This window comes from Neorhizobium sp. BETTINA12A (assembly GCF_023006485.1).
In the GTDB taxonomy this organism is placed as follows: Bacteria; Pseudomonadota; Alphaproteobacteria; order Rhizobiales; family Rhizobiaceae; genus Neorhizobium.
In genome coordinates this window covers 25,371-50,448 of the sequence record NZ_JALBGW010000021.1, presented here as the reverse complement: position 1 = coordinate 50,448, position 25,078 = coordinate 25,371, and the positions used below count along the sequence as shown (strand labels likewise).

Here is a 25,078-nt window from a genome sequence, read left to right as displayed (position 1 = left end):
CGGAAAACCGTCTTCCAATACGGCCCGGTCAGCGGGCAGGGTACCGATGACCGATATCATTGCATTGCTGTTGCCCTTCTTCGGGCTGATCTTCATCGGTTATCTTGCCGCAAGGGTGACGAAACAGCCGGCTGAAGCGCTCGGCTGGATGAATACGTTCATCATCTACGCGGCTCTGCCGGCGCTGTTCTTCAAGCTCGTGTCCCGCACGCCGGTGGAGCAGCTGACCCGGGCCGACTTCATTTTCGGCGAGATCGGCGCGACCTACCTGGTCTTCCTGGTTCTCTTTCTGATCGGCTTCTTCATCCGCCGCAATTCCTTTGCCGATTGCACCATCCAGTCGTTTGCCGGCGCCTACGGCAATATCGGTTATATGGGGCCTGGCCTGGCGCTACTTGCTTTCGGCGAGGCGGCGGCGGTGCCGGTGGCGCTGATCGTCTGTTTCGAGAACGCCGCGCATTTCATCGTCGCACCGGCGATGATGGCAATGGCCGGCGGCGACAAACGCCCAGCCGCCCATGTGGTTGCCGATATTGTCCGGAAAGTGGTGATGCATCCGTTCATCATCTCAACGGCGCTGGGCTTCTGCTTCGCGGCATTTACGGTGCAGCCGCCGGCAGCCTTCCAGCGGCTCGTCGATTATCTCGCGCAGGCTGCAGCACCGTGCGCGCTATTTGCCATGGGAGTGACGCTGGCGCTGAGGCCGATCAAACGTGTGCCGGTGGAGATCGGTTATATCGCGGTCTTCAAGCTGATCCTGCTGCCGATGACGACCTATATGGTCCTGTCACTGATCGGCAATTTCCATCCGGTCTGGATCTATTCCGCGACGCTGCTTTCGGCACTGCCGACGGCGACCAATGTCTTCGTCATCAGCCAGCAATACGGCGTCTGGCAAGAGAGGGCGTCGGCTAGCATCCTGATCATCACCGTTGCGTCAGTGGCGACTCTCCCGGCGCTGCTCTACCTCATCAATTCCGGAACGTTACCGCCGGATCTCTTTCCGTAAGGCATCGACGACAGCGCGCAGGCCCCGACCGGGCTCGATCCCCTCGCGCATCAAAAGGTTTCGGAGCGGCGGCGCATTGGTGAGGATGTGCAGGCCGGCGGCCCGCAGCATCTGCACCGGCAGGAAATCCGACAGCAGCGAACGGTTGAGAAGATCGACGCCGACGGTGCGGCTGACGATGTCCGGCCCGCGGCGCCGGTTGAAGCGATCGCCGGCATCGGCTGCGATCGGGCGATCGCTGGTTGCGACGAGCAGTTCCGAAAGTGCGATGATATCGCGCAGCGACAGGTTGAGGCCCTGCGCGCCGATCGGCGGAAAGGCATGTGCGGCCTCGCCGATTAGGGCCAGCCGACCCTTGCCGAACCGCTCCGCCATCAGGCTGGAGAGCGGCCAGGTCTGCGCCGTGCCTTCGACAGTCACCTTGCCGAGCATCGATTGCATGCGGTTTTCGACCAGCCGCGACAGTTCCCCGGTCGGAAGCTCGACGAGACGGCGAGCTTCATCCGGCTTCACCACCCAAACGAGGCTGGAACGCAGGCCCGGCAGGGGAACCTGCGTGAACGGCCCGCTTTCGGTATGGAATTCGGTCGAGATATTGCCGTGTGGCACGCTGTGGGCGAAATTCAACACCATCGCCGATTGTGGATAGGACCAGCGTCGCACGCCGATGCCGGCGGTCTCGCGGGCCTTTGAATTGCGTCCATCCGCGGCAGCCACGAAGTCGGCACTGATCGAGGCGCCGTCCGACAGCGTCAGCATGGCTCGTTCCGCCGAAAAGTCGAAGGTCTCGACGCTTTGCGCGATCTTGCTGATATTGGGTTCGGCGGCAACGGCGGCATCCAGCGTTTCCGACAGCGCGCGGTTGGGAATGTTGTAGCCGAAGGCGTAGAGTCCGACGTCCTGCGCCCGGAACTGCGCCGTCGGTGCGCGCAGCAGCCGTTTGGTGCCGTCGATGATCTGCATCACCGAAAGCGGGGCGGCGGAAGCCGCAATGTCTTCCCAGACGCCAAGCCGTTCGAGAAAACGGATGGACTGGTCCATCAGCGCGGTCGTGCGTTCATCGGTCTTTTCGGATGGCGGTGCGATCAGCGCCACCTTGCGGCCGGCCCGCGCGAGCGCCAGGGCCGCAACCGATCCGGAAAGTCCCCCTCCCACCACCGCAATCTCGAAATGCTGCATGTCCGTCGTCCTGCGCTGCAAATGTACGATGAGTTATCTAGAGCTTCGGGGCGAGCATATCCATGGGGGACGGCAGCGCAGCATAGAAAAAGCAATGCTTTATGCCGGGCGGTGGTCCCAAGCTGGTTGCAATGCGCGGTGATTGGCCGCATATCTCGCCGGACGAGGGAAAGGCGGGACTGACGCGTGATCAGACGAATCTTCAATTACAAAAAAGTTCCGTATGCTGAAATCCGCGCCTTCTCGGTTCATCTGCTGACGGCGTCCGGCTCGTTCCTTGCTTTCCTCGGCGTCGTCGCTGCAGCCGAGCATCGTTTCGTCGACATGTTCTGGTGGCTCGGCCTTGCGCTTCTCGTCGATGGCATCGACGGGCCGATCGCCCGCAAGGTTCGGGTCAAGGAAGTCCTGCCCAACTGGTCGGGCGATACGCTCGACAACATCATCGACTACGTGACCTACGTGCTGCTTCCGGCGTTTGCACTTTATCAGAGCGGCATGATCGGCGAACCTTGGTCCTTCGTTGCCGCAGGCGCGATCGTCGTCTCGAGCGCGGTTTATTATGCCGATATGGGCATGAAGACGGACGAGTACTTTTTCTCCGGTTTTCCGGTCGTCTGGAACATGGTGGTCTTCACACTGTTCGTCGTCGACGCGAGCGCAACGGCGGCTCTGGTCCTCGTCTCGGTCTCTGTCATTCTCACCTTCCTGCCGATCAACTTCCTGCACCCCGTGCGCGTCAAACGGCTCCGTCCGCTCAATCTGGCTGTCTGCCTCATCTGGTGCGCCCTCGGCGGCTATTCGCTGCTCCTGCATTTCGAGACGCCCGCCTGGGTCGTTTACGGCGTCGTCCTGAGCGGTATCTATCTCTATTGCATCGGCGGCGTGCTGCAGCTTTTCCCCAGTCTCGGAAAATAGCTGGACCTTCCTGCAACCCCCTTTCTTTAGTGTTGTGCGAAGCAACAAATACGGTATCAATATCAGTCGAATGTCCGGAGTGATCGCCGGATGTCGGGAAAATCAATACGCCGCGTCGCCCTGAAAAACCTCGAAGAAGGTAGGCCCGCGGTGAACGAGGGGGTTCAGTGACGTTATCCGAGGGTCCGACGACCGGTCCGCTTCTGTCGGTTCGAGGTTTGACCAAGCTTTTCGGCAGCTTCGCGGCCTGCAACGCGATCGATCTGGATGTCGCGCCCGGCGAAATCCACGCATTGCTCGGCGAAAACGGCGCCGGCAAATCGACGCTGGTAAAAATGCTGTTTGGCGTGCTGCAGCCGAGCGCCGGCCAGATCCTCTGGCAGGGCACGCCGGTGACGATCGCTTCGCCGGGCGAGGCCCGTCAGCTCGGCATCGGCATGGTCTTTCAGCATTTCTCGCTGTTCGAGGCGCTGACGGTGGCGGAAAACATCGCGCTGTCGCTTGACCCGAAGATTTCGCTCGCCAGGATCTCGGACGAGGCGGCATCGCTTTCCAAGGCATACGGCCTGCCGCTCGATCCCAAGGCGCATGTGGCGGACCTTTCCGTCGGCGAGCGCCAGCGCATCGAGATCGTCCGGGCTCTGCTTCAAAACCCCAAGCTGATCATCCTCGACGAGCCCACATCGGTCTTGACGCCGCAGGAAGCGGACCGGCTGTTCGAGACCCTGTTCAAGCTGAAGGCCGAGGGTCGGTCGGTGCTCTATATCAGCCACAGGCTGGAGGAAGTGCGCCGCATCTGCGACCGCGCCACGGTTCTGCGCCACGGCAACGTCACCGGCGCCTGCGATCCGAAAAAGGAGACGCCGGCCTCGCTCGCCCGCATGATGGTCGGCTCCGACGTTGCCGAAGTCCATCGCGACAGCGCAGCAGCACTCGGCGATATCCGCATCGAGGTCAGCAATCTGTCGGTGCCGGCGCGCACGCCTTTTGCGGTCTCGCTGAAGAACGTCGCCATGAAGGTCCGAGCCGGCGAAGTGCTGGCGATCGCCGGTGTTGCGGGCAACGGACAGGGCGAACTCTTCGATGCGCTCTCGGGCGAATATCCGGTCGCCGAAGACGAGGCGATCCGCATCCGGGGCAAGGCGATTGGCCGCACCGGCATCAACGGCCGCCGCCTGCTTGGCGCCGGCTTCGTGCCGGAAGAACGCCATGGCCACGCCGCCGTCTCCGCTATGGTGCTTTCGGACAATCTCCTGCTTGCCCGCAGCCAGTCGGACAAAAAGGCCTTTCTGTCCGGCGGTGCCTTTTCCGTCATCCGCTTCGATGCGATCCGCTCTGCCACCCGCCGCATCTGCGAGGCGATGGATGTCCGCAAGAGCGGCGAAGATCCGCAGGCGGGCTCGCTCTCCGGCGGCAATCTTCAGAAATTCATCGTCGGGCGCGAGCTTGACCGCCAGCCATCGGTGCTCGTCGTCAACCAGCCGACCTGGGGTGTCGATGCCGGTGCGGCAAGCCGCATCCGCCAGGCGCTGATCGATCTCGCCAAGTCGGGCTCGGCGGTGGTGGTGATCAGCCAGGATCTCGATGAGATCTTTGAGGTGGCGACGAATATCGCGGTGATCTCGGAAGGTCGTCTTTCCGAGCCCCATCCGGCCGGCACGCTGACGTTGGAACGTATCGGTCTGCTGATGGGCGGTATCCACGAAAGCCACTCCAATCCGGAGGCGGCGCATGCGCATTGAGCTCCAGAAGCGCGCCCGCGTCTCGACGCTGTTCTCGATCCTCTCGCCGCTGCTCGCCTTGGTGCTGACGCTGCTTTTCGGCGCGATCATGTTCTGGCTGCTCGGCAAGAACCCGCTGAGCGCGCTCTACATATATTTCGTCGAGCCGTTGCTGGAGGTGTGGTCGCTGCACGAACTGGCTGTGAAAGCAGCCCCGCTGATCCTCATCGCTGTCGGGCTTGCTGTCTGTTACCGGTCCAACAATTGGAATATCGGCGCCGAAGGCCAGTTCACAATAGGCGCGATTACCGGATCGATCCTGCCGGTCATGTATCCGGCCTGGCACTCGCCGATGATCCTGCCGCTGATGCTGATCCTCGGCATGGTCGGTGGGGCGCTTTATGCAGGCATCCCGGCACTTTTGAAGACGAGGTTCAACACCAACGAAATCCTGACCAGCCTGATGCTGGTCTATATCGCCCAGCTTTATCTCGATTGGCTGGTACGCGGACCATGGCGTGATCCGCAGGGCAACAATTTCCCGATCACGAAGACGTTCCAGATCGAGGCCGTCGTGCCGGAAATTCTGTCGTCGTCCGGCCGCGCCCACTGGGCCTTCGTCTTCGCCATCGTCGCCGCCGTGGCGTTATGGTTCATGATGCGCTTCATGCTGAAGGGCTTCGAGGTCTCGGTGCTCGGCCAGTCGGAGCGGGCAGGGCGGTTCGCAGGCTTCTCCGCCCGCCGGATGGTGTGGTTCTCGATGCTGCTGTCGGGCGCGCTCGCGGGCCTTGCCGGCATTTCGGAGGTCTCCGGCTCGATCGGCCACCTGCAGCCGGTTATCTCGCCGGGCTACGGCTTCACGGCGATCATCGTCGCCTTCCTGGGACGGCTCAACCCTCTGGGAATCATCGCTTCCGGGCTCGTGCTGGCGCTCACCTATCTCGGTGGCGAAGCGGCGCAGCTGTCGATCGGCATTTCGGACAAGGTCAGCCGCGTCTTTCAAGGGTTGCTGCTCTTCTTCGTGCTCTCCTGCGACACGCTGATCCACTACAGGATCCGGCTGATCTTTGCCGGTGCGAAAACGGCGGAGGTGAAGGGCTGATGTTCGAGGCGATCCTTCTCACCGTCATCACCGCATCGACCCCGTTGGTTCTGGGAGCTCTCGGCGAACTGGTGACCGAGCGCTCCGGCGTGCTGAACCTCGGCGTCGAGGGCATGATGATCATGGGCGCCGCCTGCGCCTTCGTTGCCGCGCAACTGACCGGTTCCCCCTATGTCGGCCTCCTCGCCGGCATTTTGGGCGGTGGGATATTCTCGCTGCTCTTCGGGTTCCTGACGCTGACGCTGGTGGCCAACCAGGTTGCGACCGGGCTTGCGCTCACCATCCTGGGGCTCGGGCTTTCCGGCCAGATTGGCGAGGCTTTCGTCGGCCAGCCCGGCATCAAGCTGCAGCCGATCGTCTTCCCGCTTCTCTCCGACATCCCGTTCTTCGGCCGCGTCCTGTTCGCGCAGGACCTCACCTTCTATCTCTCGGTCGTGCTCGTGATCGGCATCAACTGGTTCCTGTTCAGGAGCCGGACCGGTCTCAAGCTGCGGGCGATCGGCGACAGCCACGCCTCCGCCCATGCGCTCGGCATCAACGTTATCCGCACCCGTTATCTGGCGGTCATGTTCGGCGGTGCCTGCGCAGGCCTTGCAGGCGCGCAGCTTTCGCTCGTCTACACGCCGCAATGGGTGGAGAACATGTCGGCCGGCCGCGGCTGGATCGCGCTCGCGCTCGTCGTCTTCGCCTCCTGGCGGCCGTGGCGGGTTCTGGCCGGCGGTTACCTGTTCGGCGCAGTCGGCATCGGCCAGTTGCATGCCCAGATCCTGGCGCAGAACCTCGGCATCGTCATCCCGTCTCAGTTCCTGTCCGCACTTCCTTATGCGGCGACTATTGTCGTGCTGATCATCATTTCGCATAATCGTCGCACGACGCTCATCAATACGCCGGCTTCGCTCGGGAAACCCTTTGTCCCCGACCGGTGACCGCGGAACCAAAAACAAAACGTCTTCAAGCCAATAGAGGTCAGGAAATGAAGAAACTGATTATCGCCCTTGCCGCATCGGCCGCCCTGATGGGCGGTTTTTCGACAGGCGCCCAAGCCCAGGAGAAGAAGAAGGTCTGTTTCATCTACGTCGGTTCGAAGACGGATGGGGGCTGGACCCAGGCGCATGAACTTGGCCGCCAGCAGCTCGACAAGGCACTCGGCGCCAAGGTTGAAACGCCGTTCCTCGAAAACGTTCCGGAAGGCCCGGATGCAGAACGTGCCATCGAGCGCATGGCTCGCTCGGGCTGCTCGCTGGTCTTCACCACATCCTTCGGTTTCATGGACGCCACCGTCAAGGTCGCCGCGAAATTCCCGGATGTGAAGTTCGAGCATGCGACCGGCTTCAAGGCCGCTCCGAACCTCGCCACCTACAATTCGCGCTTCTATGAAGGCCGATACATCCAGGGCCAGATCGCCGCGAAGATGTCGAAGAAGGGCGTTGCCGGTTACATCGCCTCCTTCCCGATCCCGGAAGTGGTGATGGGCATCAACGCCTTCGAACTCGGCGCGAAGTCGATCAATCCGAACTTCAAGCTGAAGGTCGTCTGGGCCAATACCTGGTTCGACCCGGGCAAGGAAGCCGATGCCGCCAAGGCGCTGATCGACCAGGGCGTTGATATCCTGACCCAGCACACCGACACGACCGCTCCGATGCAGGTCGCCTCCGAGCGCGGCATCCTCGCCTTCGGCCAGGCTTCCGACATGATCGCCGCCGGCCCGAAGACGCAGCTGACCGCCATCGTCGACACCTGGGGTGCGTATTACATCAAGCGCACCAAGGCGCTGCTCGACGGCACCTGGAAGTCCGAGCAGATCTGGGACGGCCTGAAGGACGGCATCCTGACCATGGCGCCGTATACCAATATGCCGGACGACGTGAAGGCGATGGCCGAGGAAACAGAAGCCAAGATCAAGTCGGGCGAACTGCATCCGTTCACCGGCCCGATCAACAAGCAGGACGGCAGCGCATGGCTGAAGGCCGGCGAAAAGTCGGATGACGGCACCCTGCTCGGCATGAACTTCTACGTCGAAGGCGTGGACGACAAACTGCCGAAGTAACGAGGATTGGTCGGCCCGGCCGACGAAACGATCGGCGGATCGTTTCGAGCGACGAACGTCCGGAGCTAAGCGACGGGCAGTGATCGAGTTCACAGAATGAAGGGCGCTTTTCGGGGCGCCCTTTTTGTTTCCGGCGCACATAAGGCTTTTATCGCACGTCAATCATCTTGCTGGTATGAAGCGGCAAATCGCCTGTGAAGGAGAATCCCCATGAGCCGTTCCTGCCTTGCCGTCATCCTCGCCGCCGGCGACAGCACACGCATGAAATCGTCGATGTCGAAGGTGCTGCATCCGATTGCCGGGCGTCCGATGATCGCGCATGTGATGGCGGCGGTGGCATCGACCGGCGTGACCGAGGCGGCTCTGGTCGTCGGCCGCGACGCAGACGGAGTGGCCAGGGCCGGCGCGGTCGATGGTGTTTCCGTCGAGGCTTTTCTGCAGGCGGAGCGCCGCGGCACCGGCCATGCGGTCCTGACGGCGAAGCAAGCGATTGTCCGCGGTTACGACGACATCCTGGTCGCCTATGGCGACGTGCCGCTGATCACTTCCGCGCCGTTCGCGGAGGCGCGGGAAAAGCTTGCCGCCGGCGCGGATGTCGTGGTGATCGGTTTTCATACGGACAAGCCGACCGGTTACGGCCGCCTGCTGGTTGAAAACGGCGAGCTGATCGCGATCCGCGAAGAGAAGGATGCGACTGACGAAGAGCGCAAGGTCACCTGGTGCAATAGCGGCCTGATGGCGATCAACGGGCGCAAGGCGCTTGCGCTGCTCGAGAGCATCACCAATCAGAACGTCAAGGGCGAATATTATCTGACGGATATCGTCGAGATCGCCCGTGCCGCCAGCGGCAAGGTGGTGGCTGTCGACGCGCCGGAAACGGAAGTCGCCGGCTGCAACAACCGCGCCGAACTGGCCATGCTCGAAAGGCTCTGGCAGGAACGCCGCCGCCACGAATTGATGATCTCGGGCGTCAGCATGATCGCCCCGGAAACCGTGTTCCTTTCATATGATACGCAGATCGGTCAGGACGTGTTGATCGAGCCCAACGTCGTGTTTGGTCCGGGCGTTCGGATCGACGGCGGGGCCGTGATCCACGCCTTTTCGCATATCGAAGGCGCCCATGTGGCAGGCGGCGCGACCGTCGGACCTTTCGCGCGGCTTCGCCCCGGTGCCGATCTTGCCGCCGGCTCCAAGGTCGGGAATTTCTGCGAGGTCAAGAATGCCAGGATCGACGAAGGCGCCAAGGTCAACCACCTGACCTATATCGGCGATGCCTTTGTCGGCGCCCATGCCAATATCGGCGCCGGCACGATCACCTGCAACTACGACGGCGTCAACAAGCACGAGACCCGCATCGGCGCCAACGCCTTTATCGGTTCGAACTCGTCGCTCGTCGCACCCGTCTCGATCGGCGACGGCGCCTATGTGGCCTCGGGAAGCGTCATCACCGAAAATGTCCCGGCCGATGCGCTCGCCCTCGGCCGTGCCCGCCAGGAGATGAAGCCGGACCGCGCAAAAATCCTCCGCGAGCGGGCACTCGCCCTCAAGGCCGCCAGAAAGGCGCAGAAGTAGCCCCGCCATTAACATTTGCGCGTTACTTTCCGACATCGAAAGTGACCGGCGGGCCGATTGCGCAAAACCTGCAATCGGCTAGGAGTTCGCCTGGGTTTGACGAAGCGTTCCACGAAGCGAAGAGGGTCGTTCATGTGCGGAATTGTCGGGATCGTCGGAAATTCGCCGGTGGCGGCGCGTCTCGTCGATGCGTTGCGAAGGCTCGAATACCGCGGTTATGATTCCGCAGGCGTGGCGACCGTCCACGAGGGCCGGATGGATCGCCGCCGCGCCGAGGGAAAACTCTTCAATCTCGAAAAGAAGCTCGACGCCGAGCCGCTGCCCGGGACGATCGGCATCGCCCATACCCGCTGGGCGACCCACGGCGTTCCGAACGAAACCAACGCCCATCCGCATTTCGTCGATGGCGTCGCCGTTGTCCATAACGGCATCATCGAGAACTTTTCCGAGCTGAAGGACGAACTGCTGGCCGAAGGCGCCGTCTTCGAAAGCCAGACCGATACGGAAGTCGTCGCGCATCTGCTCGCAAAATACACCCGCCAGGGCCTCGACCACCGTGCCGCCATGCTGGCGACGCTGAACCGGGTTTCCGGCGCCTATGCGCTGGTGGTGATGTTCGAGGACGACCCGGGCACGATCATGGCCGCCCGTTTCGGACCGCCTCTCGCGATCGGCCACGGCCGCGGCGAGATGTTTTTGGGCTCCGATGCCATCGCGCTGTCTCCGTTTACCAACGAGATCACCTATCTGGTCGACGGCGACTGCGCCGTCATGACCCATAAGGGCGCCGAGATCATCGATTACGATGGCAAGCCGGTGACCCGGCAGAGCCAGATTTCCCAGGCATCGGCCTTCATGGTCGACAAGGGCAATCACCGCCATTTCATGGAGAAGGAAATCTACGAGCAGCCGGAAATTATCTCCCATGCGCTCAGCCATTATATCGATTTCGCGACCCATACGGTGAAGGCGAACGATACGGCGATCGATTTCGGCAAGGTTTCCGGCCTGGCGATCGCCGCCTGCGGCACGGCCTATCTGTCCGGCCTGATCGGCAAATACTGGTTCGAGCGTTATGCGCGTCTGCCGGTCGAAATCGACGTCGCCTCCGAATTCCGCTACCGCGAACTGCCACTGTCGCCCTCCCAGGCGGCACTGTTCATTTCCCAATCGGGCGAAACAGCCGATACTCTGGCCTCGCTGCGTTATTGCAAGGACAACGGCCTCAAGATCGGCGCGGTCGTCAACGTCAAGGAATCGACCATCGCCCGCGAATCGGATGCGATCTTCCCGATCCTCGCCGGCCCGGAGATCGGTGTCGCCTCCACCAAGGCCTTTACCTGCCAGCTTGCGGTTCTTGCTGCGCTCGCGATCGGTGCCGGCCGCGCCCGCGGCACGGTGACGGCGGGCGATGAGAAGGCGATGGTGAAACACCTCGCCGAAATGCCGCGGATCATGAGCCGGGTACTGAACGACATCCAGCCGCAGATCGAGGCGCTGTCGCGCGAGCTGTCGCGGTTCAAGGATGTCCTTTACCTCGGCCGAGGCACCAGTTTTCCGCTTGCCATGGAAGGTGCGCTGAAGCTCAAGGAAATCTCCTATATCCACGCCGAAGGTTATGCCGCCGGCGAGCTGAAACATGGGCCGATCGCGCTGATCGACGAACATATGCCGGTAATCGTCATCGCGCCGCATGACCGTTTCTTCGAAAAGACCGTTTCCAACATGCAGGAAGTGGCGGCGCGCGGCGGCAAGATCATCTTCATCACCGACGAAAAGGGGGCGGCGGCTTCCAAGCTGCCGACCATGGCGACGATAGCATTGCCGAATGTCGACGAGATCATCGCCCCGATGATTTTCTCGCTGCCGATCCAGCTGCTTGCCTATCATACGGCTGTCTTCATGGGCACCGATGTCGACCAGCCGCGCAACCTGGCAAAATCCGTCACGGTGGAGTGATATCCACCGGCTTTTCCTTGCATCGCAACATCGCATCCGGCATTGTCGCAACAGATGATTGCGGCGATGCTCAGGGTATGCAGGAAAATCGGATGAGCGACAGTCCAGAGCGAATATCGCTGGCCGGCCGTCTCAGGAACAACTTCCTAACCGGCCTGATCATCTGCGCGCCGCTTGCCATCACCATCTGGCTCACCTTCACCTTTATCGACTGGGCCGATAGCTGGGTTACGCCCTACATTCCGCGGCGCTACGATCCGCAATATTATTTCAACATCACCATTCCTGGCACCGGTCTGCTGATCGCCGTGGTGCTCATCACCATTATCGGCTTTCTCGGCAAGAACCTGATCGGTCGCTCGATCGTCAAGTTCGGCGAATCGATCCTGCACCGGATGCCGCTGATCCGCAGCATTTATAAGAGCATCAAACAGATCTTTGAGACGGTGCTGAAGGAACAGTCGACCTCCTTCAAGAAATGCGGGCTGATCGAGTTTCCGAGCCCCGGCATGTGGGCGCTGGTGTTCATCTCCGGCGACGCGCAGGGAGAGATCGCCGCAAAGCTCAATGCGGACGGAGAGGAAATGGTCGGTGTCTTCCTGCCGCCGACCCCGGTTCCGACCGCCGGCTTCCTGATGTTCGTGCCGAAAAGCAAGATCATCATGCTCGACATGACGCCGGAAGAGGGTGCCAAGCTGCTGATATCGGGTGGCCTCATCGCGCCGGACTACAAGCCCATCCCCGGCCTGCCGACCGCCGTCCTGCCAGCGCCCTAAGCGCCCGTACGGGCGTCACGTCAGTGTCACCGCAGCCGCCTAAGAGGAAGCAGGGAGCGCGCGTCGCAACAATCATTCGACGCGTAACGGCGGGAAGCCGCTAGTCCTCCGAGGCTTGAACAAGGAACTATTCCATGGGTTATGCGCATAAGGCTGCACTGCTGGCGGCCACAATGATCGCTTCGTCTTTGATTTCGAACTCGGTCCTTCTGGCCGAGACGAGTGCTACGGGCGCCGGCATCACCATCGTCAACAAGGGCCTCGTCGCCGTCGGCCGCATTCCGGCCGGCCAGCGTGACAAGTTCGGCGAGACTTTCGGTTCCGGTTCCGGCATGGCGATCGATCCGACCGATTGGAAGAAGGACGCCGACGGTTATGCCGGTTCCCTCTGGTTGCTGCCCGATCGCGGCTACAATGTCGACGGCACGGCCGATTATAACGCGCGTATCAACAAGATAGAGATCCGGCTGGCGCCGGCCGCCGCCGGCCAGGCCCTGTCCCCGGACAAGCAGCAGGCTGGCGTTCAGGCAAAGCTCGCGGAGACCATGCTGCTGACCGACGACGCCGGCAAGAACATGACCGGTCTCGATCCGGAATCGGGCGTTCGCGCCGCTGCGGCTAAAATGCCGGCCATGCCGCAGGCCTCGACCGGCAAGGTCTCTCTCGATTCCGAGGCCGTCATCCGCCTGGCGGACGGTTCGTTTTTGATCAGCGACGAATATGGCCCTTATATCTACCACTTTTCCATTGACGGTAAGCTGATCTCCGCTACTCAGCCGCCGAAGGCCCTGCTGCCGATGCGCAAGGGCCGGCTGGATTTCTCCTCCAACAATCCCGGCCCTGGCGGCAAGGCACCGGATCCGAAGGATCCGGAAAGTGGTCGCCAGAACAACCAGGGCCTCGAAGGCATGGCGATGACCCCGGATGGCAAGTTCGTGATCGCCCTGCTGCAGTCCGCACCCATTCAGGATGGTGGCGACTCCAGCTCGACGCGCATGAATACCCGTGCCCTGGTCTATGACGCTTCCGACGTCGACAACCTCAAGCTCGTGCATGAATATCTCGTGCCGCTGCCGACCTTTGACAACAAGGGCAAGGTTGCCGTTGCCGCCGCGAGCGAAATCCTGGCGCTGTCCGACAAGGCTTTCCTGGTTCTGGCACGCGACAGCAATAGCGGCCAGGGCGTGAAGGGTGACACGTCGGTCTACCGCAAGATCAACCTTGTCGATCTCACCAGTGCTACCGATATTGCCGGCACCGATTTCGACGGTCTCAAGCCGGTCGCTCCGAAGGGCAAGCTCGACGAGACCGTAAAGCCCGCGGTCCTGACGTCGTTCATCGACATCAACGATACCCAGGAACTTGCCCGCTTCGGCCTTCATAACGGCGCGCCGAACGACAGGAACAACCTTTCGGAAAAATGGGAAGCCATGTCGATCGCAAGCGTGCTCGATGCCTCCGCTCCGGACGACTTCTTCCTGTTCGTCGCCAACGACAACGACTTCCTGACCCAGGACGGTTTCCAGGTCGGCAATGCCTATAAGGCGGCCGGCGGCGCAGATGTCGACACCATGTTCCAGGTTTTCCGCGTCACGCTTCCGGGCGTTGCCAAGAAGTAAGTCCCTAACGCAAGCCTTCTCCCCGACGGTCGGGGGGAAGGTCGAAGATCAACGTCAGATGATCTTGACCATCGTACACCCTGCCGACGGCCGCATCACCCGGCTCTCAGGAACCGGATCGCCTCGTCGCGGCGGTGCAGATAAAGCAGCACGCGCATGTTCTGGCCGCGCTCGCTGGTGAGTTCGGGATCCTGCTCCAGCAGATAGGCCGCGTCCTTGCGGGCAATTTCCAAGAGGTCCGCATGCGCCTCGAGGCTGGCGATCCGGAAACCTGGCGTGCCGGACTGGCGGGTGCCGAGCAGCTCGCCTTCACCGCGCAGTTTCAGATCTTCTTCAGCGATCAGAAAGCCGTCCTCGCTGTCGCGCAGGATCGATAGCCGCGCCCGCCCGGTTTCGCTGAGCGGTCCCTTGTAGAGCAGGATGCAGGTGGAGGCCTCGTCGCCGCGCCCGACGCGGCCGCGCAACTGGTGCAGCTGGGCAAGGCCGAACCGCTCGGCATGTTCGATGACCATGATCGTCGCGTCCGGCACGTCGACGCCCACTTCGACAACGGTGGTCGCGACCAGCAGCCGGATTTCGCCACTCTTGAAGGCGCCCATCACCGCATCCTTCTCAGGCCCACTCATCCGCCCGTGGATCAACCCGACATCGCGGCCCAATTCTCTGGCGAGAACCGCATAACGCTCCTCCGCCGACATCAGGTCGGAAGCATCCGATTCCTCGACGAGCGGGCAGATCCAATAGGCTTTTTTTCCTTCGCCGATCGCGCCCCTGAGCCGAGCGACGATGTCGCCGATCCGCTCGGTGGGAATGGTGACCGTCTGGATCGGCTTGCGGCCGGCCGGTTTTTCGGTGAGCTTCGAGACGTCCATGTCACCGAAGGCGGCGAGCACCAGTGTGCGGGGAATGGGCGTTGCGGTCATCACCAGCATATGCGGGGAAATTCCCTTGGCGGTGAGCCGAAGGCGCTGATGCACGCCGAACCGATGCTGTTCGTCCACCACGGCGAGCATCAGATTGTGATAGTTGATCGCATCCTGGAAGAGCGCGTGCGTGCCGACGATAATCTGCGCTTCGCCCGAGGCTATACGCTCGATGATCTGGTCGCGTTCGCGCCCCTTGGTGCGGCCGGTCAACACTTCGACGGTCACGCCGGCAGCACCGGCAAGCTTCGAGATCGTCGCAAAATGCTGCCGCGCGAGGATTTCTGTCGGTGCCATCAGCACCGCCTGGCCGCCGGCCTCGACAGCCGCCGCCATGGCGAGTAGCGCCACCAGCGTCTTGCCGGCGCCGACATCGCCCTGCAGCAGCCGCAGCATGCGGTCTTCGCCCGCCATGTCCTTGATGACATCGGCGACAGCCGCTTTTTGGCTGGGCGTCAGCGAGAACGGCAGGTTTGCGATGATCTTTGCGGCAAGATCGCCTTTTACCCGGATTGGCTGGCCCGGGACCTTGCGCACCCTTTGGCGCACCAGCGACAGCGACACCTGGCCGGCGAGGAACTCGTCATAGGCAAGCCGGCGGCGGGCAGGGGCCTGCGGATCGATATCCGCTGCGTCGCGCGGATCGTGCAGTCCGCGAAAGGCCTCCGCCACCGAAGGAAAACCCTGGCGCACGGCCAGCGCCGCATCCGCCCATTCCGGCAGTTCCGGCATGCGGGCGACGGCGCCGTCGATCGCCTTGCGCAGCACTTTCGGCGTCAGGCCGGCCGTCATCGGGTATACCGGTTCGACAAGCGCCAGGTTTTCAGCCTCGGAGGATTTTACGATGAAATCCGGGTGCACCATCGACGGGCGGCCGTTGAACCAGTCGACCTTGCCGCTGACCATCACCATCTCGTCGATCGGCAGCGACTTTTCCAGCCAATTGCCCTTGGCCCGGAAGAAGGTGAGCGCCAACTCGCCCGTATCGTCGTGCAGGAACACGCGGTAGGGCATGTTGGACTTGCCGGGCGGTGGCGGCTGATGGCGGTCGACCCGGCCTTCAATCGTGACGATCGCCCCTTGCGGCGCAAGTGCGATGCCCGGCCGGTTGCGCCGGTCGATCAGCGAGGAGGGGGCATGGAAAAGCAGATCCACGACACGGCAATCGTCTGGGTCCTCGCGGCCGGTGACGCGGGCGATCAGTTCGGCAAGCTTCGGCCCGACACCGGCAAGCGAGGCGACAGGCGAGAACAGCGGATCGAGTATGGCGGGACGCATGGCGCGCAAAATGCGATGGATTTTGCTCTCTTGGCAAGGTGACGAGGGCGGAAAAGCGTCCTATATGAACGGCAAAACAAGGACACGGCCATGACAGGACTATCCCGCACCAGCGCGGATCTCGACCCGCGCCGCAGGCGCATCCTCTATCGCTGCTGGCATCGCGGCATCCGGGAAATGGACCTGGTTCTCGGGAGTTTTGCGGAATCCGAGATCGGCAAGCTTGGGGAAGCCGAACTCGACGAATTCGAAGCGATCATGGGCGAGGACGACCACGACCTGCATGCCTGGATCACCGGGGCTCAAGTCCTGCCCGAGCATAGGAAGACGCCGCTTTTCGCGCGTGTCGCTGCCTATAACCCGGATTTCGATCCCGTCACCAAAGCCTCCCTGGAAGCAAGGCTCGGAAACAAGATATGAATTCTGGCCCAATGATTCCCGGCTTCGACGCGAAGAAGATCGCCGCGGCGCAGACCCCGCTGACCATAGGCAACGTGCCGCCGGGGATGGAGCCGCTGATCCTTGCCGAGCTCGCTCGCGCCGGCCAGGCGGTCGCCTATGTCCTGTCGGACGGCCAGCGCATGCTCGATCTGGAACAGATGCTGTCCTTCGTGGCGCCGGAAATCCCGGTCCTGACGCTGCCCGCCTGGGACTGTCTTCCCTATGACCGCGTCTCGCCGAGCGCCGACGTTTCGGCTCGCCGGCTCGCGGCCCTGTCCGGCCTTATCTCGCATGCCAGGAAGCCGCATGCAGCGATCGTGCTCGTCACCGTCAATGCAATGCTGCAGAAAATCGCTCCCGCCGAGATCATCGAAAGCCTCGCGTTCTCAGCCAAGCCGGGCAATCAGATCCGCATGGACGACATCGCCGCGCGGCTGGAACGCAACGGTTTCGAGCGCGTCGCGACGGTGCGGGAAGTCGGCGAATTTGCGGTTCGAGGCGGCATTCTCGATGTCTTCGTGCCGGGCACGGAGGAGCCGGTGCGCCTCGATTTCTTCGGCGATACCCTGGAATCGATCCGCTCGTTCGATCCCGCCAGCCAGCGCACCACCGGCCAGGCGCGCGCACTCGACCTCAATCCGATGAGCGAGGTGACGCTGACGCCGGACACGATCAGCCGCTTCCGGAAGAACTACCTGTCGCTGTTCGGCGCCGCGACCCGCGACGACGCTCTCTATCAGGCGGTCTCGGAAGGCCGGCGTTACCCCGGCATGGAACACTGGCTGCCGCTGTTCTACGACGGTCTCGAAACCGCCTTCGATTACCTCAAGGGCTTCCGGATCGTCACCGACCACACGGCCCGCGAAGCGGCCGGCGAGCGTTCGAAACTGGTGCTCGACTATTACGAGGCACGGCGCGACAGCGGCACCCAGGGCAAGGGTGCGGCCGCTCAAGCGGCGCCCTACAAGCCGGTTTCGCCGGGGCAGCTCTATCTCGAAAGCAAGGCCTTTGCCGCGGCGCTCGACGCCGTCAACGCGGTGCGTCTGACGCCGTTCAACGAGATGGATGCAGAAGGTCGCCGGGTGGTGACCTTGGGCGCCCATGCCGGTCCGCGCTGGGCGAAAAACCAGACGGAAGAAAAGGACCGCGACGAACGCGTCAACGTCTTCGACCTTGTCGTCAAGCATATCGCCGACAAGCGGGCCGAGGGTGCCAAGGTTCTTGTCACCGGCTGGTCCGCCGGCTCGCTCGACCGGCTGCTGCAGGTGCTCGACGAACGCGGGCTGAAGCGTATCAACCAGATCGACAAGCTTGCCGATCTCGACAAGCTGGAAAAAGGCGAAGCGGCTTCTGCGGTCCTCAGCCTCGAAGCCGGTTTCGAGACGGGCAATATCGTCGTCATCGGCGAGCAGGACATTCTCGGCGACCGCATGGTCCGCCGCGGCAAGCGCCGCAAGCGCGGCGCCAATTTCCTGACCGAAGTGGCCGGCCTCGACGAAGGTTCTCTGGTCGTCCATGCCGAGCATGGCATCGGCAAATTCGTCGGCCTGGTGACGATCGAGGCCGCCGGCGCCCCGCGCGCCTGCCTGGAACTGCATTACGCCGACCAGGCAAAACTCTTCCTGCCGGTCGAAAATATCGATCTCCTGTCGCGCTATGGCTCGGACGCGGCGGAAGCCCAGCTCGACAGGCTCGGCGGCGGCGCCTGGCAGGCCCGCAAGGCCAAGCTCAAGAAGCGGTTGCTCGACATGGCCGACGCGCTGATCCGCATCGCCGCCACCCGCATCACCCGCCGCGCGCCGGTTCTGACCACGCCCGAAGGGCTCTACGACGAATTCGCCGCCCGTTTCCCTTATGACGAGACCGAAGACCAGGCGAATGCCATCGATTCCGTGCGCGACGATCTCGGCGCCGGCCGGCCGATGGACCGTCTCGTCTGCGGCGACGTCGGTTTTGGCAAGACGGAAGTGGCGCTGCGCGCTGCCTTCTTCGCGGCAATGAACGGAGCGCAGGTCGCGGTCGTCGTGCCAACCACGCTTCTTTCCCGCCAGCATTTCAAGACGTTTCGCGAGCGTTTTCGCGGATTGCCGATCAAGGTCGAGCAGGCGTCGCGGCTGGTGCCCGCCAAGGAACTCGCCCAGACCAAGAAGGACCTTGCCGACGGCAAGGTCGATATCGTCGTCGGCACCCACGCGCTGCTCGGCGCCGGCATTCAGTTCGCCAATCTCGGTCTGCTGATCATCGACGAGGAGCAGCATTTCGGCGTCAAGCACAAGGAGCGGCTGAAGGAACTGAAGAGCGACGTGCATGTCCTGACGCTCTCGGCAACGCCGATCCCGCGCACGCTTCAACTTGCCATGACCGGCGTTCGCGAGCTGTCGCTGATCACCACGCCGCCGGTCGACCGCATGGCGGTCCGCACCTTCATTTCACCCTTCGATCCGCTGGTTATCCGCGAGACGCTCATGCGCGAGCATTATCGCGGCGGCCAGAGTTTCTACGTCTGCCCGCGGCTCGCGGACCTGCCGGAAATTCAGGCTTTCCTCCAGTCCGACGTGCCGGAATTGAAGGTCGCGGTTGCGCATGGCCAGATGGCGGCGGGCGAACTCGAAGACATCATGAATGCGTTCTACGACGGCAAATACGATGTGCTTCTGTCGACCACGATCGTCGAATCCGGCCTCGACGTGCCGACCGCCAATACGCTGATCGTCCATCGCGCCGACATGTTCGGCCTGGCGCAGCTCTACCAGCTTCGCGGCCGCGTCGGTCGTTCCAAGGTGCGCGCCTTCGCGCTGTTCACCCTGCCGGTCAACAAGACGCTGACGCAGATGGCCGAGCGCCGCCTCAAGGTGCTGCAATCGCTCGACACGCTCGGTGCCGGTTTCCAGCTCGCCAGCCACGACCTCGACATCCGCGGCGCCGGCAATCTGCTCGGCGAAGAACAGTCCGGCCATATCAAGGAGGTCGGTTTCGAGCTCTACCAGCAGATGCTGGAGGAAGCGGTCGCAGAAGTGAAGGGCGACGACGAGATCACCGATACCGGCTGGTCGCCGCAGATCTCCGTCGGCATCACCGTGATGATCCCCGAAACCTACGTTCCCGACCTGCATCTGCGCATGGGCCTCTACCGCCGTCTCGGCGAAGTCACGGACCTGTCGGAGATCGATGGTTTTGGCGCGGAAATGGTCGACCGTTTCGGCCCGATGCCGGTCGAGGTGCAGAACCTGTTGAAGGTCGTCTACATCAAGTCGCTCTGCCGCAAGGCAAATGTCGAGAAGCTCGACGCCGGCCCGAAGGGCATCGTTGTCACCTTCCGCGACAAACAGTTCCCGAACCCGGCCAATCTGGTCGGTTATATCGCCAAGCAGGGGACGCTCGCCAAGATTCGCCCAGACCACAGCGTTTTCCTCACCCGCGACCTGCCGTCCCCCGAAAAGCGGCTGACGGCCGCCGCCCAGGTGATGACCCAGTTCGCCGAACTGGCAAAGACATGATTATGTGTCGGATTTAGCGTCGGGTACGGTAACGACGGCGGCCTGCGCGTCGGTCGCGACAGAGGCGGGCAGCGGCACGTGGCGTGCCCGTTCGCGGGCGAGCGTTAGAAGGCCGGAGCCGATGATCAGCACGATGCCGACCAGCATCGGCAGGTCGACCTTGTCGCCGAAGATCAGATAGCCGAACAGGATGGCCCAGAGCATCTGGCTGTATTGGGTCGGCCCGATCACAGCGGCGGGCGCATAGTTTGCGGCATACATCAGCCAGACCGTCGCCAGCGCCGCCAGCAGGCCGTAGCCCGCCAGCATCGCCCATTGCGGCAGTGTCGGCCAGTGGAAGTCGGGGATCATCAGGATGCCGAGGATGACGAGAACGCCAAGGACGCCGGCGCCGTAAAGCGAGATGTGCTTCTCCGATGGCCCGACGGCGCGATAGACGATGATCGAGATCGCCCCGGAAAACCCTGCAAACACCGCGCCGACATGCCCGATCGAAAGCTCGCGGAAACCGGGGCGCAATATGACCAGAACGCCGATGAAGCCGATGATCACGGCGCTCCAGCGCCGGATGCCGACCGTCTCCTTGAGGAACAGCACCGACATGATCGTCACGAAGGACGGCAGCAGGAAGATCAGCGCGAAGGCTTCCGCCATCGACAGATAGGTGAAGGCCGCGACGCTGCCGATCGTCCCCATCGCCGCTGAGAAGAAGCGCAGCATCCATAACGGCCGGTTGGTACTTCTTACCACGTCCAGCCAGCTGTCGCCCGGCTTCATCAGATAAGGAAAACCGGCCAGCATGAAGACGGCGCCGAAAAAGCCCATTTCATAGGGCGTCAGCGCGCCCTCGATCATCTTGACGCTGGCATCGCTCCACGAATAGGCGGCAAACGAGGCGAAGGCGAGAAGAACGCCTTTCAGAGTCTGGTCGGTGCGCACGCGTTTCGCCGTTCTCAGATCATGCCCTTGCGGGCTTCTGCCTTCAGCTTGGCGATTTCCCGCAGCGCATTGGCAAATACGTCCGGCGTCTGGGCGCCGCTCACGGCATACTGTCCGTCGATGATGAAGAACGGCACGCCGGTCACGCCCATCTTCTGGGCCGCCTCGATCTCCCCAAGAACGGTGTCCTTGTCGGCGTCGCTTGCCAGCAGGTTCTCGATGACCTTGCGGTCGAGGCCAGATGCCTCGGCGATATCGGCGAGCACGGCATGGTCGCCGACATTGCGACCCTCCTCGAAATTCGCCTTGAACAGGGCGGTGGCGACCTTGTCCTGAATTTGGCGGTCTTCGACGATCGCCCAATGCAGCAGGCGATGCGCATCGAGCGTATTGGGGCCGATCTTGATCGCCTCGAAGTCATACTTGATCCCGACCTCTTCGCCGAGCTTCTTCAGCATATCGTGGGCGCGTTCGACGGCTTGCCTGCCGCCGAGCTTGGCGGCAAGGTCGGCCTGATGGTCGACGCCCTCGGGCGGATGGTCCGGGTTGAGCCGATAAGGGCGCCAGTTGATGTCGACCCCGATCTCGTCCTGCACTTCGGCGACTGCCAGTTCCATCCTTGCCTTGCCGAGGTAACACCAGGGGCAGACGATGTCCGAAACGATGTCGATGGTTACGCGCTCCATGGCGGCGTCCTTTCTTCGGTAACCGTAAGAGACTGGATTATTGCGCCCGCTTATCCCACCAGGTGTTGAGCTGGTAGCCATAGAGCGGCAGTTTCTCCGGATAACCGATATACTTGCGACGCGCCACCCATTGATCGGGGATATGATAGAGCGGAACGAGGTAGTGACCTGAAATCAGCATCCGGTCATAGGCACGCACAGTCGCCTCGAAGTCCTCCTTGCTGCGCACCGTCAGCATGGTCTCGATCAGCTTGTCGAGATCGGGATCCGCAGTTCCGGCAAAATTGAAACTGCCGTCGCGATTGCGGGAATCCGAACCCCAGCGCCCGGCCTGTTCGATGCCGGGCGACAGCGACGACGGATAGGATTTGACGATCATGTCATAGTCGAAATTGCCGGAGCGGGCCTGGTATTGTGCATCATCGACGGTGCGGATCGACATCCCGACGCCGATCATCTTCAGCGTCCGCTGATAGGCGATCGCCAGCTTTTCCTGGTCCTGGCTCTGGGTCATCACCTCGAAGGCAAGTGGTCTGCCGGAAGCGTCCGACATCCTGCCGTTCTTGATCGCATAACCGCCCTTCTTGAGAAGATCGACCGCATTACGCAGCACTTTGCGATCCGCGCCGGAGGCATCGGTCTTCGGGAGGTGGTAAGTGCCATTGAGGACTGCCGGTTCGATCCTGGTCTTGATAGTCCCGAGGATCTGCAGTTCCCGCTCGTCCGCCGGCTTGCCGAGCGAGGAGAGGGGCGAGTTCTGCCAGAAACTTTCGGTGCGGGTATAGGCGCCTTCGAAGAGGTTCTTGTTGGCCCACTCGAAATCGAAGGCGAGCGACAGGCCGGCGCGCACGTTCACGTCGGCAAAGATCGCTTTTCTCGTATTGAACACGAAACCGAGCATGCCGGTCGGCAGCTGCGGCTTGAACGCATCCTTGATCACATCGCCGTTCTGGACCGCCGGGAAATCATAGGCCCGCGCCCAGTGTGTCGGACTGCCATCGAGATAGATGTCGATCGCGCCTTTCTTGAAGGCTTCGAACAACGTGTTGTCCTGCAGGAAATATTCGACGCTGATCTGATCGTAATTGTCGAAACCCACCTTGGCGGGAATATCCTTGCCCCAGTAATCCGGAATTCGCTCATAGACGATCCGTTCTCCGGGCGAAACGGATTTGACCCGGTATGGGCCGGAGCCGACCGGCGGCTTCAGCGTCGACTGGTCGAACGTGGCTGGATCGATCACGTGTTTCGGCAGGATCGGCGTCGAGGTCGCGAGAATCAGCGGAAATTCCCGGTCAGCCTTGGCATTGAAGGTGAAGCGGACCCCATGCTCGCCGACCTTTTCAACCTTGTCGACCGGTGAGAGCCGGCCCGAAAACGGGATGCGCCCCTTGTCGCGCAGCAATTCGAAGGTGAAAATCACGTCGTCCGGCGTCACCGGCTGTCCGTCCGACCATTTGGCCTTCGGATTGAGATTGAATTGGATGAAGCTGCGGTTGTCGTCCCATTCCGCGCTTTCGGCCAGCAGACCGTAAAGCGTGAAGGCTTCATCGCTGGAGCGGGTCATCAGCGGTTCGTAGATGAGGTGCCCGAGGATCGTATCCCACAGGCCACGCGCGGTAGTGCGCATGCTTTTGAGGATGAACGGATTGAGGTTGTCGAACGTGCCGACGACGCCATAGGAAATCTTGCCGCCCTTCTTCACAGCCGGGTTTACATAGGGAAAATGCTTATAGTCGGGGCCGAGCGCCGGGCTGCCGTGCATGGCGATCCCATGGACCGGTTCGGCCAATGCCGGAGCGCCGATCAGAAACGCGGCGATGAGGGGAAGGAAGCGTCGCATGGGACCCATGGCGGTGAAATCCTCGCTGATTCGCCTGCAAAATAGCGCATGCCATCAGGCCCACCAACCACCGCTATGTGCAAAAGAGTGATCGTCGGCATTAACTCCTTGTCAAAAAATACGAAAGAGGGACTGGATATCGATGCCTGCCCGATGTAACAGGTTGGCCAGACGGGCGGGTCATTCAATTGCCTCATTTGACCGACAGGTCACAGGCAGTAGGACACCCCGAGGGAGTTGACGGCGTCTGCCGTACCCAGCTGATTTCAGGAGACGGATCTCGTTATGATGCTTAAGGCAACCCAAGTTCTGCGGACGGCAATGTCTGCTCTCGCTCTTTCGGCCGGCGCAATCGCGCTGCCGGTTGCAGCTCTTGCACAGGATGCTCCGGCCGCGGGGGCTCCTGGCGCACCGCCGCTCGGCTGGTTCAAGACCTGCACAAAGCAGGACGACAGCGACCTCTGCGTCGTGCAGAACATCATTGCTGCCCAGAACGGTCAGCTCATCACCGCCGTCGGCCTGATCACGGTCGAAGGCAAGGTCAACCGCAAGATCATGCAGGTCTCTGTACCGACCGCGCGCCTCGTGCCGCCCGGCATCGTCATGCAGATCGATGGCGGCAAGGGCCAGAAGCTCGATTATATCGTTTGCCTTCCGGACAAGTGCACCGCCGAGGTGCCGCTGACGGACGCGATGATCGCCAGCCTCAAGAAGGGCAGCGAGGTGGTCTTCACCTCGATCAATTTCCGTCGCGCTCCGAACCCGATCAAGGTTCCGCTGACCGGCTTTACCGGCGTCTTTGATGGCCCGGCCATGCCGCAGGAACAGATCGCCCAGAGCCAGCGCAGCCTTGAAGAAGGCATGCAGCGCAAGGCAGAAGAAACCCGCAAGAAGCTGGAAGACGCCCAGAACGCTGCAAAGCAGGGCCAGTAAGCTTTCAGCGGAAGCCAGACAATTTCAAAGCCCGGCCACGCGCCGGGCTTTCTGATTCCGGACACAAAAAAAGCGCCGGCTGGGATGCCGACGCCTTTCCAGCTCTCGGAATGGAGTTTAGTGGGCCAGTATGATCTTGGGCTTCAACTGGCCGGATGGTCCGCGATCGAAGATCTGGTAGACCTGCGGATTGCGCAGCGGGGCATCATTTTCGTCATGCTCCAGGTTCTGCTCTGAAACATAGGCGACATATTCCGTCTCGTCATTCTCCGCGAGGAGATGATAGAAGGGCTGGTCCTTGTTCGGCCGGATTTCTGCGGGAATGGAATTCCACCATTCTTCCGTATTGGCGAATTCCGGATCCACATCGAACACGACGCCCCGAAACGGAAAAACCTTGTGGCGGACCACTTCTCCGATGGTAAATTTAGCGTTGCGTTGTTTCATGGTGCGATGTCCTTTCGCATCCTAATGTGGGAATAAAATTCTCCGACATCAAGAGATTAATGCAGACCGGGCTGCTTCGTTCCACGGGGTAGACTTAAGGCTTAGCAAGCTCGCTACTGACGGGGGCGTTACCAGAACTACGCCGGCAAGCACCAGAACGATGTCGGGGGCGCGAGATGTTTCGAAAGTCTC

At 62.0% G+C, this 25,078-nt stretch carries 19 protein-coding genes; 13 read left to right on the top strand and 6 right to left on the bottom strand.

Annotated features, from left to right (window positions below):
* Window positions 1-46: 46 nt before the first annotated feature.
* Window positions 47-1,009, top strand: a complete 963-nt coding sequence (locus tag MOV61_RS08895) for an AEC family transporter (RefSeq protein WP_247136312.1) — start codon at window positions 47-49, stop codon at window positions 1,007-1,009.
* On the opposite strand, the gene MOV61_RS08890 is transcribed toward MOV61_RS08895, so the two are convergent.
* Window positions 986-2,188 (bottom strand): UbiH/UbiF family hydroxylase, encoded by a 1,203-nt coding sequence (locus MOV61_RS08890; protein ID WP_247136311.1) that lies wholly within the window; start codon window positions 2,186-2,188, stop codon window positions 986-988. The genes MOV61_RS08895 and MOV61_RS08890 overlap by 24 nt on opposite strands.
* A 186-nt stretch (window positions 2,189-2,374) precedes the next feature.
* Here MOV61_RS08890 and pcsA point away from each other — a divergent pair, with 186 nt between their 5' ends.
* The 9 genes from pcsA (at window position 2,375) to MOV61_RS08845 (ending at window position 13,899) form a co-directional block, all read left to right on the top strand.
* Window positions 2,375-3,103: a phosphatidylcholine synthase gene (gene pcsA, locus MOV61_RS08885; protein WP_046601006.1), complete on the top strand. Its 729-nt coding sequence runs from the start codon at window positions 2,375-2,377 to the stop codon at window positions 3,101-3,103.
* 167 nt (window positions 3,104-3,270) lie between these two features.
* Complete coding sequence (locus MOV61_RS08880; RefSeq protein ID WP_247136310.1) at window positions 3,271-4,845, top strand: ABC transporter ATP-binding protein; 1,575 nt, start codon at window positions 3,271-3,273, stop codon at window positions 4,843-4,845.
* A complete protein-coding gene (locus MOV61_RS08875; protein ID WP_247136309.1) occupies window positions 4,835-5,926 on the top strand; it encodes an ABC transporter permease in 1,092 nt (363 codons plus the stop codon). Before MOV61_RS08880 ends, MOV61_RS08875 begins: the two co-directional genes overlap by 11 nt.
* A complete protein-coding gene (locus MOV61_RS08870; protein ID WP_247136308.1) occupies window positions 5,926-6,852 on the top strand; it encodes an ABC transporter permease in 927 nt (308 codons plus the stop codon). Before MOV61_RS08875 ends, MOV61_RS08870 begins: the two co-directional genes overlap by 1 nt.
* A 47-nt stretch (window positions 6,853-6,899) precedes the next feature.
* Window positions 6,900-7,973 carry a BMP family ABC transporter substrate-binding protein gene (locus MOV61_RS08865; RefSeq protein WP_038542966.1) on the top strand — a complete coding sequence of 358 codons (1,074 nt, stop codon included), beginning with the start codon at window positions 6,900-6,902 and terminating at the stop codon, window positions 7,971-7,973.
* A 210-nt stretch (window positions 7,974-8,183) separates the two neighbouring features.
* Complete coding sequence (glmU, locus tag MOV61_RS08860; RefSeq protein ID WP_247136307.1) at window positions 8,184-9,545, top strand: bifunctional UDP-N-acetylglucosamine diphosphorylase/glucosamine-1-phosphate N-acetyltransferase GlmU; 1,362 nt, start codon at window positions 8,184-8,186, stop codon at window positions 9,543-9,545.
* A 132-nt stretch (window positions 9,546-9,677) separates the two neighbouring features.
* Window positions 9,678-11,504, top strand: a complete 1,827-nt coding sequence (glmS, locus tag MOV61_RS08855; RefSeq protein ID WP_046601002.1) for a glutamine--fructose-6-phosphate transaminase (isomerizing) — start codon at window positions 9,678-9,680, stop codon at window positions 11,502-11,504.
* Window positions 11,505-11,596: 92 nt separating this feature from the next.
* Window positions 11,597-12,280: a DUF502 domain-containing protein gene (locus tag MOV61_RS08850; RefSeq protein WP_038549191.1), complete on the top strand. Its 684-nt coding sequence runs from the start codon at window positions 11,597-11,599 to the stop codon at window positions 12,278-12,280.
* 134 nt (window positions 12,281-12,414) lie between these two features.
* Complete coding sequence (locus MOV61_RS08845) at window positions 12,415-13,899, top strand: esterase-like activity of phytase family protein (protein WP_247136306.1); 1,485 nt, start codon at window positions 12,415-12,417, stop codon at window positions 13,897-13,899.
* 95 nt (window positions 13,900-13,994) lie between these two features.
* Here the strand turns inward: MOV61_RS08845 and recG are convergent, their stop codons facing one another.
* On the bottom strand, window positions 13,995-16,100 hold the full coding sequence (recG, locus tag MOV61_RS08840) for an ATP-dependent DNA helicase RecG (protein WP_247136305.1): 2,106 nt from the start codon (window positions 16,098-16,100) through the stop codon (window positions 13,995-13,997).
* Window positions 16,101-16,190: 90 nt separating this feature from the next.
* Between recG and MOV61_RS08835 the strand changes: the two genes are divergently transcribed.
* Both MOV61_RS08835 and mfd read left to right on the top strand, forming a co-directional pair.
* The gene (locus MOV61_RS08835; protein ID WP_247136304.1) at window positions 16,191-16,520 is read left to right on the top strand and encodes a succinate dehydrogenase assembly factor 2; all 330 of its coding nucleotides are present in this window, start codon (window positions 16,191-16,193) and stop codon (window positions 16,518-16,520) included.
* Window positions 16,521-16,531: 11 nt separating this feature from the next.
* Window positions 16,532-20,038, top strand: a complete 3,507-nt coding sequence (gene mfd, locus MOV61_RS08830; protein ID WP_247136316.1) for a transcription-repair coupling factor — start codon at window positions 16,532-16,534, stop codon at window positions 20,036-20,038.
* Here the strand turns inward: mfd and MOV61_RS08825 are convergent, their stop codons facing one another.
* The 3 genes from MOV61_RS08825 to MOV61_RS08815 are packed head-to-tail and all read right to left on the bottom strand — an operon-like array spanning window position 20,039 to window position 23,506.
* Window positions 20,039-20,977 carry a DMT family transporter gene (locus tag MOV61_RS08825; RefSeq protein ID WP_247136303.1) on the bottom strand — a complete coding sequence of 313 codons (939 nt, stop codon included), beginning with the start codon at window positions 20,975-20,977 and terminating at the stop codon, window positions 20,039-20,041.
* 14 nt (window positions 20,978-20,991) lie between these two features.
* Window positions 20,992-21,663 (bottom strand): DsbA family oxidoreductase, encoded by a 672-nt coding sequence (locus MOV61_RS08820; protein ID WP_247136302.1) that lies wholly within the window; start codon window positions 21,661-21,663, stop codon window positions 20,992-20,994.
* Window positions 21,664-21,700: 37 nt separating this feature from the next.
* Window positions 21,701-23,506 carry an extracellular solute-binding protein gene (locus MOV61_RS08815; RefSeq protein WP_038549193.1) on the bottom strand — a complete coding sequence of 602 codons (1,806 nt, stop codon included), beginning with the start codon at window positions 23,504-23,506 and terminating at the stop codon, window positions 21,701-21,703.
* A 285-nt stretch (window positions 23,507-23,791) separates the two neighbouring features.
* Here MOV61_RS08815 and MOV61_RS08810 point away from each other — a divergent pair, with 285 nt between their 5' ends.
* On the top strand, window positions 23,792-24,439 hold the full coding sequence (locus tag MOV61_RS08810; RefSeq protein WP_247136301.1) for an invasion associated locus B family protein: 648 nt from the start codon (window positions 23,792-23,794) through the stop codon (window positions 24,437-24,439).
* 117 nt (window positions 24,440-24,556) lie between these two features.
* On the opposite strand, the gene hspQ is transcribed toward MOV61_RS08810, so the two are convergent.
* Window positions 24,557-24,886, bottom strand: a complete 330-nt coding sequence (hspQ, locus tag MOV61_RS08805; protein ID WP_007753924.1) for a heat shock protein HspQ — start codon at window positions 24,884-24,886, stop codon at window positions 24,557-24,559.
* Window positions 24,887-25,078: the final 192 nt, after the last annotated feature.

What these genes read in the sequence shown, in the direction of transcription:
- MOV61_RS08850 (WP_038549191.1), top strand. Translation starts at nt 11,597, where the DNA reads ATGAGCGACAGTCCAGAGCGAATATCGCTGGCCGGCCGTCTCAGGAAC.
- recG (WP_247136305.1), bottom strand. Translation starts at nt 16,100, where the DNA reads ATGCGTCCCGCCATACTCGATCCGCTGTTCTCGCCTGTCGCCTCGCTT.
- glmU (WP_247136307.1), top strand. Translation starts at nt 8,184, where the DNA reads ATGAGCCGTTCCTGCCTTGCCGTCATCCTCGCCGCCGGCGACAGCACA.
- glmS (WP_046601002.1), top strand. Translation starts at nt 9,678, where the DNA reads ATGTGCGGAATTGTCGGGATCGTCGGAAATTCGCCGGTGGCGGCGCGT.
- MOV61_RS08890 (WP_247136311.1), bottom strand. Translation starts at nt 2,188, where the DNA reads ATGCAGCATTTCGAGATTGCGGTGGTGGGAGGGGGACTTTCCGGATCG.
- MOV61_RS08810 (WP_247136301.1), top strand. Translation starts at nt 23,792, where the DNA reads ATGATGCTTAAGGCAACCCAAGTTCTGCGGACGGCAATGTCTGCTCTC.
- MOV61_RS08875 (WP_247136309.1), top strand. Translation starts at nt 4,835, where the DNA reads ATGCGCATTGAGCTCCAGAAGCGCGCCCGCGTCTCGACGCTGTTCTCG.
- MOV61_RS08820 (WP_247136302.1), bottom strand. Translation starts at nt 21,663, where the DNA reads ATGGAGCGCGTAACCATCGACATCGTTTCGGACATCGTCTGCCCCTGG.
- mfd (WP_247136316.1), top strand. Translation starts at nt 16,532, where the DNA reads ATGATTCCCGGCTTCGACGCGAAGAAGATCGCCGCGGCGCAGACCCCG.
- MOV61_RS08865 (WP_038542966.1), top strand. Translation starts at nt 6,900, where the DNA reads ATGAAGAAACTGATTATCGCCCTTGCCGCATCGGCCGCCCTGATGGGC.
- MOV61_RS08815 (WP_038549193.1), bottom strand. Translation starts at nt 23,506, where the DNA reads ATGCGACGCTTCCTTCCCCTCATCGCCGCGTTTCTGATCGGCGCTCCG.
- MOV61_RS08870 (WP_247136308.1), top strand. Translation starts at nt 5,926, where the DNA reads ATGTTCGAGGCGATCCTTCTCACCGTCATCACCGCATCGACCCCGTTG.
- MOV61_RS08835 (WP_247136304.1), top strand. Translation starts at nt 16,191, where the DNA reads ATGACAGGACTATCCCGCACCAGCGCGGATCTCGACCCGCGCCGCAGG.
- hspQ (WP_007753924.1), bottom strand. Translation starts at nt 24,886, where the DNA reads ATGAAACAACGCAACGCTAAATTTACCATCGGAGAAGTGGTCCGCCAC.
- MOV61_RS08895 (WP_247136312.1), top strand. Translation starts at nt 47, where the DNA reads ATGACCGATATCATTGCATTGCTGTTGCCCTTCTTCGGGCTGATCTTC.
- MOV61_RS08845 (WP_247136306.1), top strand. Translation starts at nt 12,415, where the DNA reads ATGGGTTATGCGCATAAGGCTGCACTGCTGGCGGCCACAATGATCGCT.